Source organism: Streptomyces sp. NBC_00425 (genome assembly GCF_036030735.1).
Taxonomy (GTDB): Bacteria; Actinomycetota; Actinomycetes; order Streptomycetales; family Streptomycetaceae; genus Streptomyces.
The window spans coordinates 386,663-403,443 of record NZ_CP107928.1 but is presented as its reverse complement, the minus strand read 5'-3'; the positions used below and the strand labels follow the sequence as shown (position 1 = coordinate 403,443).

11 protein-coding genes and 2 pseudogenes are annotated in these 16,781 nt (G+C 70.5%); 4 read left to right on the top strand and 9 right to left on the bottom strand.

The features are described from left to right. Positions 1–5 precede the first annotated feature (5 nt). Positions 6–992, top strand: a complete 987-nt coding sequence (locus OHS82_RS01750) for a trypsin-like serine peptidase (RefSeq protein ID WP_057575075.1) — start codon at positions 6–8, stop codon at positions 990–992. Between the two features lie 902 nt (positions 993–1,894). Here OHS82_RS01750 and OHS82_RS01745 read toward each other — a convergent pair. From OHS82_RS01745 to OHS82_RS01730, 3 genes and pseudogenes are all read right to left on the bottom strand, one after another. After that, on the bottom strand, positions 1,895–2,383 hold the full coding sequence (locus OHS82_RS01745) for a GNAT family N-acetyltransferase (protein WP_328433083.1): 489 nt from the start codon (positions 2,381–2,383) through the stop codon (positions 1,895–1,897). A 112-nt stretch (positions 2,384–2,495) separates the two neighbouring features. After that, positions 2,496–3,052 (bottom strand): annotated as a pseudogene (locus OHS82_RS01735) (IS701 family transposase); the annotation flags it as partial. Between the two features lie 144 nt (positions 3,053–3,196). Continuing rightward, on the bottom strand, positions 3,197–5,218 hold the full coding sequence (locus OHS82_RS01730) for a flavin monoamine oxidase family protein (protein WP_328433081.1): 2,022 nt from the start codon (positions 5,216–5,218) through the stop codon (positions 3,197–3,199). A 233-nt stretch (positions 5,219–5,451) separates the two neighbouring features. Here OHS82_RS01730 and OHS82_RS01725 point away from each other — a divergent pair, with 233 nt between their 5' ends. The 3 genes and pseudogenes from OHS82_RS01725 to OHS82_RS01715 all read left to right on the top strand — a co-directional run bounded on the left by OHS82_RS01725 (position 5,452) and on the right by OHS82_RS01715 (position 8,632). Continuing rightward, a complete protein-coding gene (locus OHS82_RS01725) occupies positions 5,452–7,497 on the top strand; it encodes a CASTOR/POLLUX-related putative ion channel (protein ID WP_328433080.1) in 2,046 nt (681 codons plus the stop codon). A 452-nt stretch (positions 7,498–7,949) separates the two neighbouring features. After that, positions 7,950–8,363: pseudogene (locus OHS82_RS01720) on the top strand (substrate-binding domain-containing protein); the annotation flags it as partial. A gap of 2 nt (positions 8,364–8,365) precedes the next feature. Continuing rightward, positions 8,366–8,632, top strand: a complete 267-nt coding sequence (locus OHS82_RS01715; RefSeq protein ID WP_057575077.1) for a DUF6400 family protein — start codon at positions 8,366–8,368, stop codon at positions 8,630–8,632. A gap of 87 nt (positions 8,633–8,719) precedes the next feature. Here the strand turns inward: OHS82_RS01715 and OHS82_RS01710 are convergent, their stop codons facing one another. The 6 genes from OHS82_RS01710 to OHS82_RS01685 all read right to left on the bottom strand — a co-directional run bounded on the left by OHS82_RS01710 (position 8,720) and on the right by OHS82_RS01685 (position 16,772). After that, positions 8,720–11,818, bottom strand: coding sequence for an RICIN domain-containing protein (locus OHS82_RS01710; RefSeq protein ID WP_328433079.1), 3,099 nt, complete (start codon positions 11,816–11,818; stop codon positions 8,720–8,722). Positions 11,819–11,996: 178 nt separating this feature from the next. After that, a complete protein-coding gene (locus OHS82_RS01705; protein WP_057575079.1) occupies positions 11,997–12,998 on the bottom strand; it encodes an aldo/keto reductase in 1,002 nt (333 codons plus the stop codon). Between the two features lie 35 nt (positions 12,999–13,033). Continuing rightward, positions 13,034–13,945, bottom strand: a complete 912-nt coding sequence (locus OHS82_RS01700) for a PfkB family carbohydrate kinase (RefSeq protein WP_328433078.1) — start codon at positions 13,943–13,945, stop codon at positions 13,034–13,036. Next, on the bottom strand, positions 13,942–14,703 hold the full coding sequence (locus OHS82_RS01695; protein WP_057575080.1) for an SDR family oxidoreductase: 762 nt from the start codon (positions 14,701–14,703) through the stop codon (positions 13,942–13,944). Before OHS82_RS01695 ends, OHS82_RS01700 begins: the two co-directional genes overlap by 4 nt. Beyond that, positions 14,700–15,743: a zinc-dependent alcohol dehydrogenase gene (locus OHS82_RS01690; RefSeq protein ID WP_057575081.1), complete on the bottom strand. Its 1,044-nt coding sequence runs from the start codon at positions 15,741–15,743 to the stop codon at positions 14,700–14,702. The genes OHS82_RS01695 and OHS82_RS01690 overlap by 4 nt, the downstream gene beginning before the upstream one ends. Positions 15,744–15,857: 114 nt before the next feature. Then, positions 15,858–16,772 carry an amidohydrolase family protein gene (locus OHS82_RS01685; protein WP_057575082.1) on the bottom strand — a complete coding sequence of 305 codons (915 nt, stop codon included), beginning with the start codon at positions 16,770–16,772 and terminating at the stop codon, positions 15,858–15,860. Positions 16,773–16,781: the final 9 nt, after the last annotated feature.

The following is a 16,781-nucleotide window of genomic DNA, read 5'->3' as shown; positions in this document are numbered from 1 at the left end:
ACCGAGTGAACAGACGTACCAAGGCGCTTCGCTCCCTGGCCACCGCCAGCGCGATCGCCGGGCTGATCACAACGGCCGCCGTGGTCGAGACGGCCGGCGCAGCGGCGGCCGGTCCGACCGCATCGCGCTGGACGGCTGCGGCAGCACGGCAGTTCTGGACCAACGAGCGTATGGCCGAGGCGGAGCCGTTTCCTGATGTCCCGGGGATGCCCTTGTCGCCGCGTGCTCTTCCCGGCCGCCTGACGGGCGCACACCCGACGAGCTCGCACTTCGGCGGGTTGGCGATGATCGGGCGGATGTACGTGCAACGCGGCAGCGGTTCCTACTTCTGCACCGCAAGCGTGATCAACAGCCCGCACCACAACATTGTGCTGACCGCCGGACATTGTCTGGACGCCAAGACCGGGAGCAGTTCGATGGCTTTCGTGCCGCAGTGGACCGCGGCCAACCCGCGACCGCACGGAATTTTCCCTGTCGCCACAGGCTCGGAAAACCGCAGCCGGATCTGGATCGATCAGCGCTACTACGACCGCGGGCATGTCAGGGGCGCGCCGTGGGATGTGGCGTTCGTCCAGGTAGGTGCCCGCGACGACGGCCGACAGGTACAGGACGTCGTTGGCGGCAACACCCTGGCCACCGGGCGCGGTTACGCCTTTGCCCGTGTCAGGCTGGTCGGCTATCCGGGCTCGGATCGGCAACCGCTGACCTGCACCAGCTCCACGACACGGTTCACACCCACGGACCACACCCCCGGGTCGTATCTCCGCATCGTCTGCAGCGACTACCGGTCCGGTACCAGCGGCAGCCCGTTCCTGGCGAAATTCAATGCGCGCACCGGGACGGGCGAGGTGGTGGGGAGCATAGGCGGCTGGAAGACGGGTGGGCCCACCGCCGGCGTCTCCTACAGCCCGAACTTCGGCTCCGACATCCAGCGTCTGTACGAGGCGGCGGTGGCCGGCACTCCGCCGGCCCGGCCCCGCACACTGCCGTAGGGGGCGCGACCGGGGCCGGCGCCGAAACCGGTGCCCACCGGTACGGAAGAGGGTGGAGGCGGAGGTGCAGGCCCCGCCGACGTCACTGTTCGCGACGGCGAGAGCGGTGCGGTTGGCGGTTCTCGTGAAGGTGCAGTCGCGCCGCGTGCAGGCCTGTCCGGGTCGGTGCCCTTCTGCGTCCACCACCAGGCTGTGACCGCCTCGGCGACCTCGAACGCCGGACCGGCGACGGGGGAGCGGCGCAGCAGCCTGTGGTGATCCTCCTGCGCTTGGACCACCTCCGGGCATCCGGCCAACCCGACGATACGGCCCCGCTGCCAGGCACGCTCATCAGCCAGCACCGGTGGCGTGGGCAGGCTCGCCGGTGCGCCGCCAGGCACACCCGGGCTGGTGCAACGCGACCGGTCCGCGTCGCCGCACAGCCCGGGCACGCCGGACCCCAGGCAGCAACCGTCTCCACCCCGCTGCGGAGCCGTGCCGCCGGCCGCTCCTTCGAGGGGCCCAGCGGCTCCTCCCGCGTCCAGGCCGGCAACGCGCGGCGTAAGCCCACCTGCGGCGCATGGCACGGCGCCGCGACCGGGGCCCGGGCCGCGGCGTTCAAGAACACCTCACTGTCGCCCTGGAGAGCCGCTGCGACGCCCTGCTGGCCAGCCACTTCGGTAGCCGACGACAGCAGAATCCGCACCGTCAGGCCGTACCTGTCCGCGATCCGTCCGGGGAACGACGGCGTCGCCTCACCTGCAGGGGAGCGACCCGAGAAGCACCCGAGGCCAGCAACGACTTGTTCACCCACGAGGAAGAAGCCTCCGCCGTGGCCGACAGCCTCGGAGTACGGCGCCCGGATCTGACGACACCATGACCTGGGATGCCGCGTCCGCTGAGACCCGCGAGGGTGACTGAGCCTACGTGAGTTCCTTTCGCATCAACGTGCACATCGTCTCGTAGCGGCGCAACGACCCGTCAGGGGCTTGCTCGTCCCACGAGTCCGGCTGACGGTCGTACGCGACATAACCCAGCCTTTCGTATAGCGCACGCGCCCGGGGGTTGCTTTCCTCCACACCGAGCTCGGCCTGCCGCAGACCGCGGCTCCTGATCCGCAGTTCTGCGGCTTCGACAAGGAAGGTGCCGATCCCGCACGACTGCAATGCGGGGTGGACTGCCAGCTGCCACAAAGTGCCGGCCCCCTTCTTGACCTCGTAGTCGATGCCGCCTTTCGCCACAGGGATGTCCGTTGCAGGGCAGACCGCAAGGTAGTCGACCTCGCCGGTCCGGACACGTTCCAACTGCTCGGCGACGCTGGCCAGGTGGAGGTCAGACCCTGCCCACCCGCACGACGCCAGGTCCGCATGCACCAAATCACGGGCTGACAGCCTCAACACAACATCGATCATCTTCCGTACCTCCGGCGAGCCAGCATCCATGCCGATCACACAGGGCGCAAAGCCGTTTCCTCTGCCCACACTCCTGGCTCACCGGCTATCTCGAATCCAGCTGGGATTTTCACTCGATCATGTCCAGGGCCGGCTGCCACTTCTCCACATGCCCCGCTCCTGCGGGAATGCCGCAGCGGGTGCGGTGGGCGACCTTGTCCGGGTCCGCCTCCGGAGAGGCCAGATCCCAGGAAGCGGGCAGGAACAGCCGCCAGTTCACCGCAGCCGAGGCATGATCTCAGGTGCAGCGACACTCCGACCTGGCATTCGGTGACCTTGCCCGGGGTGCCGGTGTACTGCCGCGACACACACGTCGAGGCGTCCTCCTCCTTGCAAGAAGCCGGTGTCGTCGACGATCAACGCCTCCGCCCCGATTGCCTCGTGCATCCTCCAGGCCAGCCAGGCCCGCCCATGCGCCGGATCCCACGGGCTGGAGGTGATGAAGTGCGCCAGCGCCTGACGGTTACCGTCCTCACCGAAACGGGCCGCCATCGGCTCCACCGATTTACGCCGGCCGTCCAGCAGCAGCCCACGCACATACGCCTGCCCCCACGGCCGCTGATCCGCACGGAAGACCCCGTCGAACAACTCCGCCGCGAACGCCTCCAGGTCCTCCCGGGCCCCGGCCATCTCCTCAGGTGTCACGCCATTTCAACGACGCTCGTAGAGCAGTGGACAGGCATGCACAAGTGAAGATGACCAAGCCCTACTAGGTGTGCTGTCCCGGGACGCCGGGCGCCGCCCCCTCGCACGGGGAGCGGCGCCCGGCGCGGTTCACGCCGAGTGGACCTCCAGGGCGGTGCGCACGGCGGACTCCAGCGCTCCCTCGATCCACGCCGGTTTCACGGAGGTGTGGTCGCCCGCGAAGTGCAGCGGCCCCTCGGGGGCGGGGATGGACGTGAGCAGCTCCGTGTGCTGGCCGGGCAGCAGCACGGACGCCTCGCCGTAGGCGTACGGGTCGCGCATCCAGCTCTGGGTGCGGCCCGCGCCGGTGTAGAAGACCTCGAGCCGCTGGCCGTACACCTCCTGGAGCCCGCACAGGGCGTGCGGGTAGCGGGCCTCGTCGTCCAGGGAGTCCCAGCGCAGGGCGTCGTCCGCCCAGCTGTAGGACGCAAGGACCACCCCGCCGGCGCTGCCGGGCACCGGGTGGGACGGCTGGTACATGAACCGGTTGGCGTTGTCCGAGACCGAGCCGCCACCGACGACGTCGACCGCGGCCGGCTGGTCGCGGTCGACGGCGCGGTTCGCGGCGTAGTGGGTGCGCTGGCCGGCGGTGACGTGGCCGGACGGGACGGACGGGTGGGCGCCGAGCAGGCTGCCGTCGCCCGGGGTCCGTCCGGCGCGGTAGGCGTCGTACAGCCCTGGGTCGATGCGGCCCAGCTCCCGCTTCCAGTCGCCCTCGTCGAACTCCCACCAGCGGCGGCTGAACTCCAGCAGCACCTTGGTCGCGCAGTCGTAGTGCAGCTCGGTGACCGCCCGGCGCTTGGTGTACGACATCGGCGGACTGACCTGCACATGCCGCAGGCCGGAGAAGGGCACGGTCACTACCGCCGCGTCCGCCGTGAACTGCTCGCGCACGACCGGGCCGCCCCGTCCCTCGGAGACGGTGTCCACCCACACGTGGGGTCCCCGGGCGCGTACGTGCCGGGTGTCGCTGCCGGCCCGGTCGGGGTCGTAGTACTCGATCCGGGTCACCCGCCGGTCGAACCGCACGGTGTCGCGGACCTTGGCCAGCAGGGCGTCGGGCAGGACGGCCGTGCCGCCCTCCAGCTCCCAGAACGCGGTGTCCGGGCTGATCAGGGAGGACCCGATGAAGCTGTGCACGAAGGACAGCGGCAGCCGTGAGGTGAGGTTCTCGACGGTGCCGATCAGGTCGACCGTCCGCTCGTCCAGGCCCGCGTGCTCGGTCAGGAAGCGGAACATCGACCAGTCGCCGAAGCGCTGGATCACCCTGGCCCAGCCCTGGATGCGTTCGGGCAGCGGCTTGTCGGTGCGCTTGCCGTCCGGCCCGAGCGTGCTGAACTCGTCGCGCACCGGGTCGAGGACCGAGCGCAGGATGGCCGCGGCCGGGGTGTCCCAGCGGGCGCGCGGGACGCCGAAGGAGCGGTTGATGCGCCGGGGGGAGCGGGCGTAGTCGGCGCGGCGCATCCGCACGCCGTTGACGTGGATCCAGGTGTGCGCGGCGGGCCGTCCGTGGCCGTCCACGTCGACGTAGTAGAACGGCCGCTTCTTCAGGCCCAGTTGGCTGATGAGGTCCATCACCAGCGGGTGGCTGCCGGGCAGCCGCATCGCACCGGCCTCGGCGTACTGGCGCGGGTCGGCGAAGGGCTGCGCCGCCTTCTCGTGGCCGCCGCGGCGGAACGTCTTGATGCGCCCGCCCACCCGGTTGCCGTTGGCCTCCAGGACGCTCACGTGGTGTCCGGCGCGCTGGAGCAGCCACGCCGTGACGAGGCCGGCCGGGCCCGCCCCGATGACGAGGACCTTCTTGGCCCTGGTCGTCCGGGTGCGGGGCAGGCCGTCCTTGAGCACGCGCCGGTAGCCAGGGACGAGGGGCCGGCCGTCGTCGTCGACGACGAGCAGGGCCCGGGCGACGGCGAGGCAGCGGTCGAAGTCCGCGCCGCGCGCGGCGGACGGGGCCGCCGCCGGGGCGGGATTGCGCGGGGGCGACTGTGCGGGCAGGGCCGCCGCGCTGCCGGCACTGAGGAAGGCGGTCACGGCGGTCGTGCCCGCGGCCGTCGTGAGCGTACGTCTGGTCAGGCCGCCGTGGTCGGCGTCAGCCTGGTGATGCTCGGTCATGCCGCAACTTCTACGGGCCCGCCGGACCGGTTCACTCCGGGTTGCGCTGAATTGCCACGGACGAGGGAAAGCCCCCATTTAAACCGGTGCGTGACCGGGTGCGTGGGGGCACGTGGCGGAGGGCGCCTGCCCCCGATTACGGCGAAGGGATGAATCGCGCCCGCGTGCCGCCCGGCGCGCGAGGCCGGATCAGGACACTGCCCCTACAGACCTGCACGCGGAGGGGGAACACAGTGGAACAGCGGCCCGGAGCGGGTGCCCGAGCGCGGTACTGGTTCGACACGACCCTGGCGCGCGGCACCTCGGCCCTGGTGGGCTGGCTGGTGCTGGTCTGCCTGGCCGTCGTCGTCCCCGCGAGCGCGACGCTGGTGTGGACGAGCGGGCACGCCCCCGCCACCCTCTCCGGGAAGGTGGCGGCCATCTGGCACCTGACCGGGGAGACGATGCGGCTGGGCGGCACCACGGGCAGTCCGGCCCGGGTGGCGCTTTCGGTGCTGCTGGCCCTGGTCGCCCTGGTGTACGTCTCGACCCTCGTCGGTCTCATCACGACCGGGCTCACCGAGCGGCTCATCGCCCTGCGGCGCGGCCGCTCCAAGCTCGTGGAGCGCGGTCACGTGGTGGTCCTGGGCTGGTCGGAACAGGTCTTCACGGTGGTGAGCGAACTGGTCGCGGCGGGTGCCAACCAGCGGCGGTCGGCCGTGGCGATCCTGGCCGACCTGGACAAGACGGCCATGGAGGAGTCCCTGCAGAGCAAGGTCGGCCCGACCGGCCGGACCCGGCTGATCTGCCGTAGCGGTCCGTCGGCCGACCCGGCCGTGCTGGCGCTGACCAGTCCGGCCACCGCCGACTCGGTGATCGTGCTGCCGCCCGACGCGTCCCGCAGCGACGTGGACGTCGTCAAGGCGCTGCTGGCCCTTCGGGCGACGGCGCGCGGGGGCGACGTCACCGTGCCCGTCGTGGCGGCGGTCCGCGACAGCGGCTACTTGCTCGCGGCCCGCCTGGCCGCCGGGGCCCGGGGCGTCGTCCTGGAGAGCGACACCGTCACCGCCCGGCTGATCGCGCAGGCGGCGCGCCGCCCGGGACTGTCCCTGGTCCACCGCGACCTGCTCGACTTCGCCGGGGACGAGTTCTACCCTGCCGCCCACCCGTCCCTGGCCGGCCGGGAGTTCGGCGAGGCGTTGCTCTCCTACGGCAACGCCAGCGCGGTCGGGCTGATCCGCGGCGGGGTGCCCTGGCTGAACCCACCCGCGCGGACGGTGCTCGAAGCAGACGACCAGCTCCTCGTCATCGCCGCCGACGACGACACTGCCGAGCTCGCCGACTGCGTGCCGCTGGTCGACGAGCGGTCCATGGCGGGCCCCCGGCCGTCGGACACCCGGTCGGAGCGGCTGCTGGTGCTGGGCTGGAACCGCCGCGCACCCCTCGTCCTGCGGGAGTGGGGCCGCAACGCACCCTCGGGTTCGGTGGCCGACGTGGTGGCGGACGAGGAAGAGGCCGTGGTGCGGGCCGCATGCGACGACGACAGTGACGTCGGTGACGGTGACGGCGACGGCGACGGCTCCGGCTGGACCTGTGTGGCCCTCAGGGGCGACACCACCCGCCCGGAGACCCTGGCCGGCCTGGACCTCGGCTCCTACGACAGCGTCATCGTGCTCGGCCAGGAGCCACGGGCCGGTGAGCCCCCCGAGGAGCCGGACACCCGTACGCTCGTCACTCTGCTCGTCCTGCGACATCTCGAACGGCGCACCGGCCGGGAGCTGCCGGTGGTCACCGAGCTCACCGACGACGGCAACCGGCCCCTCGCCCCGCTCGGCCCCGGAGCCGACGTGATCATCAGCGGCAAGCTCATCGGGCTGCTGATGGCGCAGATCTCCCAGAACCACCACCTGGCGGACGTGTTCGACGAACTGTTCTCGGCCGGCGGCACACAGATCCACCTGCGGTCGGCCGCCGACTACGTCGTGACCGGCCACGAGACGTCCTTCGCCACGGTCGTCGCGGCGGCACGCGCCCGGGGCGAGTGCGCCGTCGGCTACCGCAGCCACGCCGACGCCCGCCGGGCCCCCGGGTACGGGCTGCGCCTCAATCCGCCCAAGGCGGACCGCCGGCGCTGGTCCGACGGCGACGAGGTGATCGTCATCGCCGGGGAGGGACGGCGGGGTGCCGTCAGTAACGGCGGACTCCCGCTTCCTCGCCGTACTCCCCGAGGGGGGGTGCCGGGCCCTCCTGGCCGGCAGGCGGGCTGTCGGCCCAGCCAGCCTTGGGAGTGGCGCTCGTAAGGTGCGAACCAGTAGCCGCCGGCCTCGCCGGGCGGGATGGTGCCCTTGAGGGTCGTGCCGGCGCTGGTGGTCGTGCCGACCTTCCAGGTCTCCGACTGTGACCCGCTGGCGGACATGCCTCCTTCGAAGACGTCCGAGAAGCCCGCCAAGACCTCCACGCCCGTCGCCTGCTCGAAGGAGTACTCGGTGGTGTGGTCCGTCTTGAACATAAGGTCGAAGCCCAGCGGGGTGCTGCCCGCGCAGTTGTACCGGGTTGCCGAACTGATGCCGGCCCAGCTCGGTCCAGGCGTTGACCTCGTGGTACTGGCACGAGTCGGCGTTGCCGTTGTTGCAGTCCCGGATCACGTCGGGCGCGTCGTCGCCCCAGCGCGGGGTGGTGTTGGCGCTGGCCGTGCCCGTGGAGAAGGGGATCAGCACGAGGGCGAGCGCCATCGTCAGCATCGCCGTCCGACGACTGGTACGGCTCGGCCGCCTCCAGCCAGCTGCAGAACCTGCTGGCACAGCACAAGGACATCCACGGCATCTACATGCAGGCCGACGGCGTCTTCCTTCAGCCGACCCTCGCCCTGCTCAAGCAGAAGGGCCTGCTCAAGCCCGCGGGCACCGCAGGGCACATCTCGATCGTCTCCAACGACGGCATCCCGCAGGAGTTCGACGCGATCCGCAAGGGACAGATCGACGCCACCGTCTCGCAGTCGGCCGACCTCTACGCCAAGTACGCCCTGTACTACGAGAAGGCCGCTCTCGCGGGCAAGACGTTCAAGGCCGGCCCCACCAGCCACGACTCGGCCATCGCCCAGCTGCCCAACGGACTGGAGGACCAGCTGCCCGTGCCGCTGGTGACCAGGGGGCTACCTAGGTTCTGAGCATGTCCTCCCATGACCCCGCCCCTGCGACCGGTCCGGACGAGTCCGCACCGGTCGACTTCACCGTCAATCACAGCGCGCACGAGACGCTGCGGCGGACGAATGTGCTGGCCGCGCTCGGCCCGGACTGGGATCCCGGCGCGGCCCTGCGGGACGAGGAGGCGGCCCACGACCTGCTGTACTCCGATCTCAGCCCGGAACAGCAGAGGGTGTACGACGAACTGGTCGCGGCAGGAGTGCTCCGCAGGACGGGCACCGACCCGGCCTGAGACAGTTGCCCCGGAGTAGAAGGCGCCCCGCCCGGCAGCTCACTGGGGCTGCCGGGCGGGGCGCGCGCTACGTGGTGGCGTACCGGATCAGTCCACGTTCACGATCTTCCACTGCTGGCTGTCGGCGCCCGTGTCCGTCGTCTGGACGAGCTGAGTGCCTCCCGAGGACACGTCGAGCACCTTATCGCTGTTCACGTTCTTGAGCTTGTGGTAGCCGTTTCCGGTGGCGACCAGTGTCCAGTGCTGGTTCGCGGCGTTGGTGTCGGACGACTGGATGACGGTCGCGCCGTCCGCGGTGGAAGCACCGCTGACGTCCATGAGCAGGGCACTATTCCGGCTGACGATCTCGTAACTGCCGTCACCCACCGGGACGAAGCGCCAGTTCTGGTTCCCGGCTCCGGAGTCGGTCCACTGGATGATGTCGGCTCCGGCGGTCAGCGATCCGCCTGACACATCGATGGCCTTGTTGCTGCTCTTGTTGACCATCTTGTAGTTGGCGTTCTTCGCGGGGAACTGGATGGAGGCGAACGCGTCCACCGCGCAGACGGTGTTGGAGGAGGCGGTGTTCTTCGTCCCCGTGCACACCACCCTGATCGTGTGCGGGCCCGCGGCCAGGTTTGTCTTCTCGAACAGCGGCACCTGCTTCGTCACCGTCGGGGCGTAGGCGTCGATGCCCGCCTGGGTCAGGGTGCCGTCGATGTAGACGTCCACCTTGCCCATGTTCGGCTGCGTCATGCTGAGGTAGCGCACGCCCGTGCCGGTGAACGAGAACTCGGCGTAGTTGCCCGCGGTGCTCGTGACCTTCTCGGACCCGTTCATGTCCTTCGTGTCGTTCCAGTTCGACCAGGCGCCGGAGTAGGTCACGCCCGCGGCCTTGTCGTCGACGTGGTTCCAGCGCTGCCGCACAAGCGCCTTCGACGCGGGGGACGCGTTGCCCTGGGCGTCCACGACGTAGAGCCGGTAGTCACCCACCGCCTTCGGGACGCTGATGCTCGTCGAGGTGCCGCTCGCGCTGGTCATGGTGGGACCGGCGGCGAACGTCGTCGTACTGGCCGGAGCCAGCCAGAGCGTCTTCGTCGCGTCCTTGGGGCTGCGCACCGGAATGGTCATCACGCCCGTGCCGGCGAACGTGCTCGCGGGCAGGGTGTAGTCCTGGAGAGCCACTCTGCTCTGGGGGACGAGGCTCTTGTAGGCGTCCTCCAGACCCGCGTTCAGGACTATGCCGTACGCCTGCGACGGCCACACGTTGTCCCCGTACCCCCGCACGTCCGTGATCGTGCTGTTCGGGACGTTCCTGCCGGCGATCTTGTTCACGGTGCCGTAGTTGTTGGTGAGGGTCAGGTCGTGCTGCCGGCCCCAGGTGCCGGAGTTGATGGCGTAGTACACGCCCGGGTCGACGTCGAGCACGTTGTCGTGCTCGTTGATGAAGGCGGAGCCCTCATCGGGGTGCAGGCCGTACTTGTGGCCGGCAGGGACGCCCTGGATGTAGTTGTTGCTGATCTCCGTTCCCGGCTGGCTGCCCAGCGTGTAGACGGGAGCGGAGTCGTCGAGCACCTGCATCGTGTCGAGGATCTGGTTGTACTTGATGGTGTTGTTCTTCGCCGTGGTGGTCGGGTTCCCGGGATTGACGGAGTTCGTCGAGCCGTCGAAGTTCCACCATCCCCAGCCGAGCGTGATGCCCGCCCACGGGGACTTCTCGATCCGGTTGTGCTGCACGGAAAGGGAATCGACGAAGTACGCCGACACCGGGCTGGACGCCTCGAACAACACCCCGCTGTCGTAGAGGTAGTTGTCCGTGATCGATATGTCCTTGCAGAGGCCCTCGACGTTCACCGGGTACTTCTCGTGGTTGGTCGAGGTGTAGTCCCCGATGTACACGTGCTGGGGGTGTCCCACAGTGATGGCGGACCCGGCGACGTCATTCGTGACGTTGCCGGTCAACTGCGTGTCCTTCACGTCGTTGGCCAGGGTGATGCCGTCGGCACCGGTGTGCTGCACCGTGTTGCCCTGCAGGACTATCCCGTCGGCGTTCTCGATCTGGACGGCCGCGGGCGGCAGGTCGACGTTGCGGTACGTGTACGCGTGGAAGTTCTTCCTCGCGTACACGGTCGAGACGGTGTTGCCCTGCTGGCTCTGCCGGAAGACGGAGCCCGCGACATTGACCAGGTTCCAGTCGGAGTGCTCGACCGTGAGCCCGGAGAACGTGATGTTCCGCGCGTGGTCGGTGGTCGACGTGCCGGCGATCTTCAGGAGGGTGGACACGTTGTTCGGCGTGAAGACATCCGCCGTGGTCATGTCCTCGGAGCCGGACTTGTAGTAGTACAGCGTGTGATTCGTCTTGTCGAAGTAGAACTCGCGCGGCTGGTCCAGGAACTCGTACGCGTTCATGAACGTATGACTGCCGCCGGCTTTGAACGGGCCGTACGCCGATCCTTGGGCGATGGCCGCACCAGGCTGCTGGAACAGGGCCACGCGGTTGGCGCCGTCCGAGCTCGTGGTGATCTGGCGGATGCCCACGATGGCCGTGGTCCAGGTCGTCTGGGACTTGATCTCGACGTCGTCCTGGTTGGAGGAGACGGCGGGCAGGTCGGAGAGGCTGTACTTGGCTCCGTCGCACTGCGAACCCGACTCCCAGGCCCAGGGGGCCTGGCCGGCCGCGACGGAGTAGGTTCCGTAGCATCCGGCCGAGTTGATCGTCTTCGAGGCCATCTGGGCGCGCTTGCCGTTGACGTAGAGCGCGCGGAGCTTGTTGTCGCGGTTGAGGGTGGCCTTCCAGATGTTTCCGCTGTGCTGGGTCCAGCCGGTCACCTGAACGCCTCCGTCCAGGACCGGCTTCTCGCCCGGGTAGGCGGCGTACGCGATCTGGTGCCCGTTGGTGCCGGAGTCGGCCGAGGTGAAGTTGATGGTGCTGCTCACCGGGTAGGTGCCGCCGCGGAGATAGACGTTGATGTCCCCGGTCATGTTGTCGTTGACTGTGCGCACGACGTCCCGTGCGTGCTGCAGGGTCTTGAACGGTGCGGAAATCGTCCCGACGCTGGCGTCGTCACCGTTGGGGGCGACGTAGTATGTCGCCTGCGTCGCGGCCGCGGCCGGGGTCGGCGTGGCGAGGGAGCCCAGCAGCACGGCGGAGGCAGCCGCCGCGAGCACGGCTGAGACCTTGCGCGTCGGGGACATGATCGGCGTCATGGTCTGGCCCCTTCGCTTTTCCGGAGGGACGAACTGAGGGTCAAACAGGCATTCATACGGCGGCTCCGTAGGTGCGGTGTTCTCTATGCGGTGTTCTCTGTGCCGGGGCGGTCAGGCGGGGATGTGGAAGCGGGTCGCGGCGCCGGGCAAGTACGCGGCGCGGTGCGTGCGGATCGGGTCAGACACGATGCGGACTCCTCCCGGTGGGGACGTCGGGCCTGATCAGCCCCTGGTGCCGGAGGTCGTCCCACAGGGCCTGGGGGACGGCGCTGTGGTGGAGCTCCACGTTCCGCTCCACCTGTTCCGCGGTCCGCATGCCGAGGGTGACGTTGACGACGCTGGGGTGCGTGTACGGGAAGGCGATGGCGGCGGCGGGCAGGGTGGTGCCGTGCCGCTCGCAGACCTCGGCGATGGCCAGCGCCCGCGCGACGAGCTCCGGCGGGGCGTCCTGGTAGTCGTACTTCATGCCGGGGGCGGGCCGGTCGCGGGAGAGCAGGCCGGAATTGAAGACCCCCACCGCCACCACGCTCTTGCCGTGCTCCAGTGCGGCCGGGAGCACGTCGTCCAGCGCCGACTGGTCCAGGAGCGTGTAGCGGCCGGCGAGCATCACGACGTCGGCGGCGGTCTCGCGCAGGAAGCGGGCGAGCATGGCCGACTGGTTCATGCCCGCGCCGATGGCACCGATCACGCCCTGGTCGCGTAGCTTTGCCAGCGCGGGCATGGCCTCCTCGGCGGCCTGCCGCCAGTGATCGTCCGGATCATGCAGATACACGATGTCGAGGCGGTCCAGGTCGGTGCGCTCCAGTGATGCCTCGAGGGAGCGGAGCACGCCGTCGCGGCTGAAGTCCCACTGCCGGCGCAGATCGTCCCGTACGACGAAGCCCTCGCTGTCCACGCCGCGCGGATCCTCGTTGGGCACCAGCAGCCTGCCCACCTTGGAGGAGATGACGTACTCCTCGCGCGGGCGGCCCCGCAGGGCGGCGCCGAGCCGGCGTTCGGAGAGGCCGAGGCCGTAGTGGGGGGCGGTGTCGAAGTACCGTATGCCGGCCTGCCAGGCCGCGTCGACGGCGGCGGTCGCCTCGTCAACGGGGGTGACGCGGTACAGGTTGCCGATCACGGCCGCTCCGAAGCCGAGCTCGGTGATGGAGACGGACGTGTTCTGGATCTTCCGCTGGTGCAAGACGTGCTCCTGGGATACGGGGGGTGGGGCGCCGGTCAGCGTCTGACGTGGGCCGATCCGCCCGCGATGAGCGCCTCGACCTCGGCGAGCGAGGCCATGGAGACATCGCCGGGGGTGGTCATGGTGAGCGCACCGTGGGCGGTGCCGTAGGCCAGGGCTCGCTCGAGGCCGGAGCCGGTGAGCAGTCCGTGGATCAGTCCGGCGGCGAAGGCGTCGCCGGAGCCGATGCGGTCCAGGACGTGCAGGCCGGGCATCCGGGGGCCGGTGACGAAGCCGGTCTCCGCGGACCAGGCGGCCGAGGACCAGTCGTTGACCCCGGCCGAAGGCACGCCGCGCAGGGTCGCCGCCAGCACGCTCGCCCCGGGCAGCAGGTCGGCCATCGCCGCGAGCGCGTCCGCCACCTCGTCGGCCCCGACGCGCGCCTGTCCCGGGTACGTCCCGGCCAGGCCGTGGGCGCTCACCACGACGTCAGCGTGCCGGCCGAGCCGAAGGTCGACCTCGCGGGCCCGCTCGGCGCCGCCCCGGCCGGCCCACAGGCTGGGCCGGTAGTTGGGGTCGTAGGAGACGGTGACCCCGTGCCGGCGGGCCGCCGCCAGGGCCTCGTCGGCGACGTCCACCGTGGTGTCGGACAGACCGGCGAAGATGCCGCCGGTGTGGAACCAGCGCACACCCGCCGAGAAGACCTCGTCCCAGTCCACATCGCCCTTGCGCAGTTGGGAGACGGCGGTATGGGCGCGGTCGCTGACGCCGATGGTCAGGCCGCCGTGGGCCGCCATCTCCTTGACGACCCGTTCGGCGTCCGGGGTGCGGAAGGTGACCTCCGCGCACCGGGCGCCGCCCGCGGCGAGCGCATCGGCCAGCGGAGCGGCCGTGGCCGGGTCGGGCACGGTGAGCACGGGCATCAGGCGGGCGCCGTCCAGCACGCGGGCCACGGTGGCGGCGGTCACCGGCCGAGCCATCCGCCGTCGACGGGCAGGACGGTGCCGTGGATGTAGGCGGCGGCGTCCGAGGCGAGGAACACGGTGGCGCCCGCGAGGTCGTCGGCGCTGCCCCAGCGCGCGGCCGGGATGCGGTCCAGGATCGCCTTGCTGCGGGTCGGGTCGTCCTGCAGGGCCTGGGTGTTGTCGGTGGCGATGTATCCGGGCGCGAGGGCGTTGACGTTGACGCCGTGCGGGGCCCACTCGTTGGCCAGCGCTTTGGTCAGTCCGGCGATGCCGTGCTTGGCGGCGGTGTAGCCGGGGACGGTGATGCCGCCCTGGTAGCTGAGGAGGGAGGCGGTGAAGATGACCTTCCCCTGGCCGCGGGCGACCATTGACGCGCCGACCGCGCGGGTCAGCGCGAACTGGGCGTTGAGGTTGACCTGGAGGACCAGCTCCCAGTCGGCGTCGGTGTGTTCGGCGGCCGGGGCGCGGCGGATGGTGCCCGCGTTGTTGACCAGGATGTCCACCGGCCGCTCCCGGCCCGCGACGTTCGCGCCGAGGGCTCGGACGGCGTCGGGGTCGGCGAAGTCGGTGCGGATCGCCTCGAAGGTGCGGCCGGCGGCGGTGACGTCCTTCTCGACCGCGCTGCCGGTTTCCTCCAGGTTGGCGCTGACGCCGATGACGTCCGCGCCGGCCTCGGCGAGGGCGCGGGCCATGGCCCGGCCGATGCCGCGCCGGGCGCCGGTGACGACGGCGAGTCGTCCGGTGAGGTCGAAGGCGTTCATACGGCGGCCTCCTGGGCCTCGTCGGTGCAGTCCACCAGGATCTTCATCACGTCTCCGCCGCCTTCCAGCGCCTCGAAGGCGGCCGGTGCCTGGGTGAGCGGGACGACCTTGCTGATCAGCCGGTCGGCGGGGATGGTGCCGTCGGCGACCAGGGCGACCGCCTTCTCGAAGTCGGAGCGGTCGTACAACCGGGCTCCGACGAGGGTGAGTTCGCGCCAGAAAAAGCGGTGCAGGTTGACCTCGCGGGGGCGGGGGTGGATGGCGACGAGGCAGAGACGGCCGCGCACGCCGAGCACGTCGACCGCGGTGTCCACGCCGCCCGCGGCTCCTGACACCTCGAAGGCGACGTCCGCGCCCGCGTCCCCGGTCCACGCGCCGACCAGCGCCGGCACGTCGTCGTCGGCCGGATTCCAGGCGGTCAGCCCCAGCTTCTCGGCGAGCAGCCGACGGTGGGCGCTGAGCTCCACCACCCGGACCTCGGCACCGGCGGCCCGCGCGACCAGTGCGATGAGGATGCCGACGGGGCCGCCGCCGACCACGACGACCTTCTCACCCTCGCCCACGGCGGCCCGGCCGACGTCGTGCACGGCGACCGCCGTCGGCTCGACGAGAGCGGCCCGGTCCAGCGGGATCGAGTCGGGCAGCCGTACGAGAGTGGAAGCGGGCACGGACCAGCGCTGCTGCATCGCGCCGGAGGAGTCGATGCCGATGAAGTCCAGGTGCTGGCAGATGTGCCGGTGGCCGTTGCGGCAGGCGGGGCAGGTGTCGTCCCAGCGCAGCGGCATTACGGTGACCGCGTCGCCGGGCTGCCAGCCCTCGACGCCCTCTCCGACGCGCACGACACGACCGGACATCTCGTGCCCCAGGACGGCGGGCGTGTGGATTCGGGCGTCCATGTCTCCATGGAAGATGTGCAGATCGGTGCCGCAGATACCGACGTAGGCGGGGGCCAGCTCCACCTCGCCGGGGCCCGGCGGCGCACTGAGTGCGGGAGCCGTGTCCAGGGTGCGGGCGGACGTGTAGCGGACGGCGAGTGTCATCGTGTGGTCAGGGTCCCTTCAGTGCGGACACTGATAGTCAGCAGACGTGGATGAATGTCCAGCGGGGTTTGTCGGCGTACGCGATGGGTGCGCACATTCGGATGGGCGCGACGGTCAGATGGTGTGCGTGGCGCCGTCCGCGGCGACGTCGCCTTCCTCCGGCCTGGGGAGGCGGTAGAACGCGCTCGCCGTGCCGACGAGGAGCGCGTGGACGTCGCTGTCGCTCCAGCCGGAGAGCAGTTCGTCCACGGTGGCGGCCCACCGGTTCCAGCCGCCGGCGAGGTTGGCGACCGGCCAGTCGGAGCCGAACATGAGCCGCTCGGGCCCGAAGGCGCAGACCAATAGGTCCCAGGCGGGCCGGATGTCGGCGGTGGACCAGTGGGTGTGGTCGGCCTCGGTGATCAGCCCGGAGACCTTGCACACCACGTGCGGGTGCGCGGCCAGCTGTCGGATGCCACGTTCCCAGCCTTCGATGTCCTGCCGCACGAGGTCCGGCTTGCCCGCGTGGTTGAGGACCTGGGGCAGGTCGGGGAAGCGTTCCGCGAGGCGGATCGCCTGATTTAGCTGGTGGTCGCGCACCAGCACGTCGTAGCGCAGCCCGCGATCCCGCACCGCCCGCAACCCGCCTTCCACGTCGGGGAGTTGCAGCCAGTCGGGGTCGCTCTCGCCCTGGACGAGGTGGCGCAGAGAGCGCAGGTACCCGCCACCCGGCCCGGCGATCAGCTGGTCGAGCACGTCGCCGATCGCCGGGGAGGTCAGGTCTGCCCAGCCGACCACGGCCTGGATCAGGGGCTCCCGCTCGGCGAGCGCGAGCAGGTCCTCGGTCTCGGGCACGTCCGCGATGCACTGGACGACGACCGCGCCGTGCAGCCGCCGGCCCGCGATGGGGTGGGTGGCGGTGGAGCGCAGGTCCTCGGGGGTGAAGGTGCGGCGGATCGATGCCACGCCGGGGTCGTCCAGCCAGGGCTGCGGACGGTGGGAGAGGTCCCACAGATGGTGGTGGGCGTCGACGAGCACGGGTGCGTTCACAGGCTGATC

Excerpts from the sequence above, each read along its gene's own strand:
- OHS82_RS01745 (WP_328433083.1), bottom strand. The coding sequence starts at position 2,383 with ATGATCGATGTTGTGTTGAGGCTGTCAGCCCGTGATTTGGTGCATGCG.
- OHS82_RS01715 (WP_057575077.1), top strand. The coding sequence starts at position 8,366 with ATGTCCTCCCATGACCCCGCCCCTGCGACCGGTCCGGACGAGTCCGCA.
- OHS82_RS01690 (WP_057575081.1), bottom strand. The coding sequence starts at position 15,743 with ATGACACTCGCCGTCCGCTACACGTCCGCCCGCACCCTGGACACGGCT.
- OHS82_RS01695 (WP_057575080.1), bottom strand. The coding sequence starts at position 14,703 with ATGAACGCCTTCGACCTCACCGGACGACTCGCCGTCGTCACCGGCGCC.
- OHS82_RS01710 (WP_328433079.1), bottom strand. The coding sequence starts at position 11,818 with ATGACGCCGATCATGTCCCCGACGCGCAAGGTCTCAGCCGTGCTCGCG.
- OHS82_RS01730 (WP_328433081.1), bottom strand. The coding sequence starts at position 5,218 with ATGACCGAGCATCACCAGGCTGACGCCGACCACGGCGGCCTGACCAGA.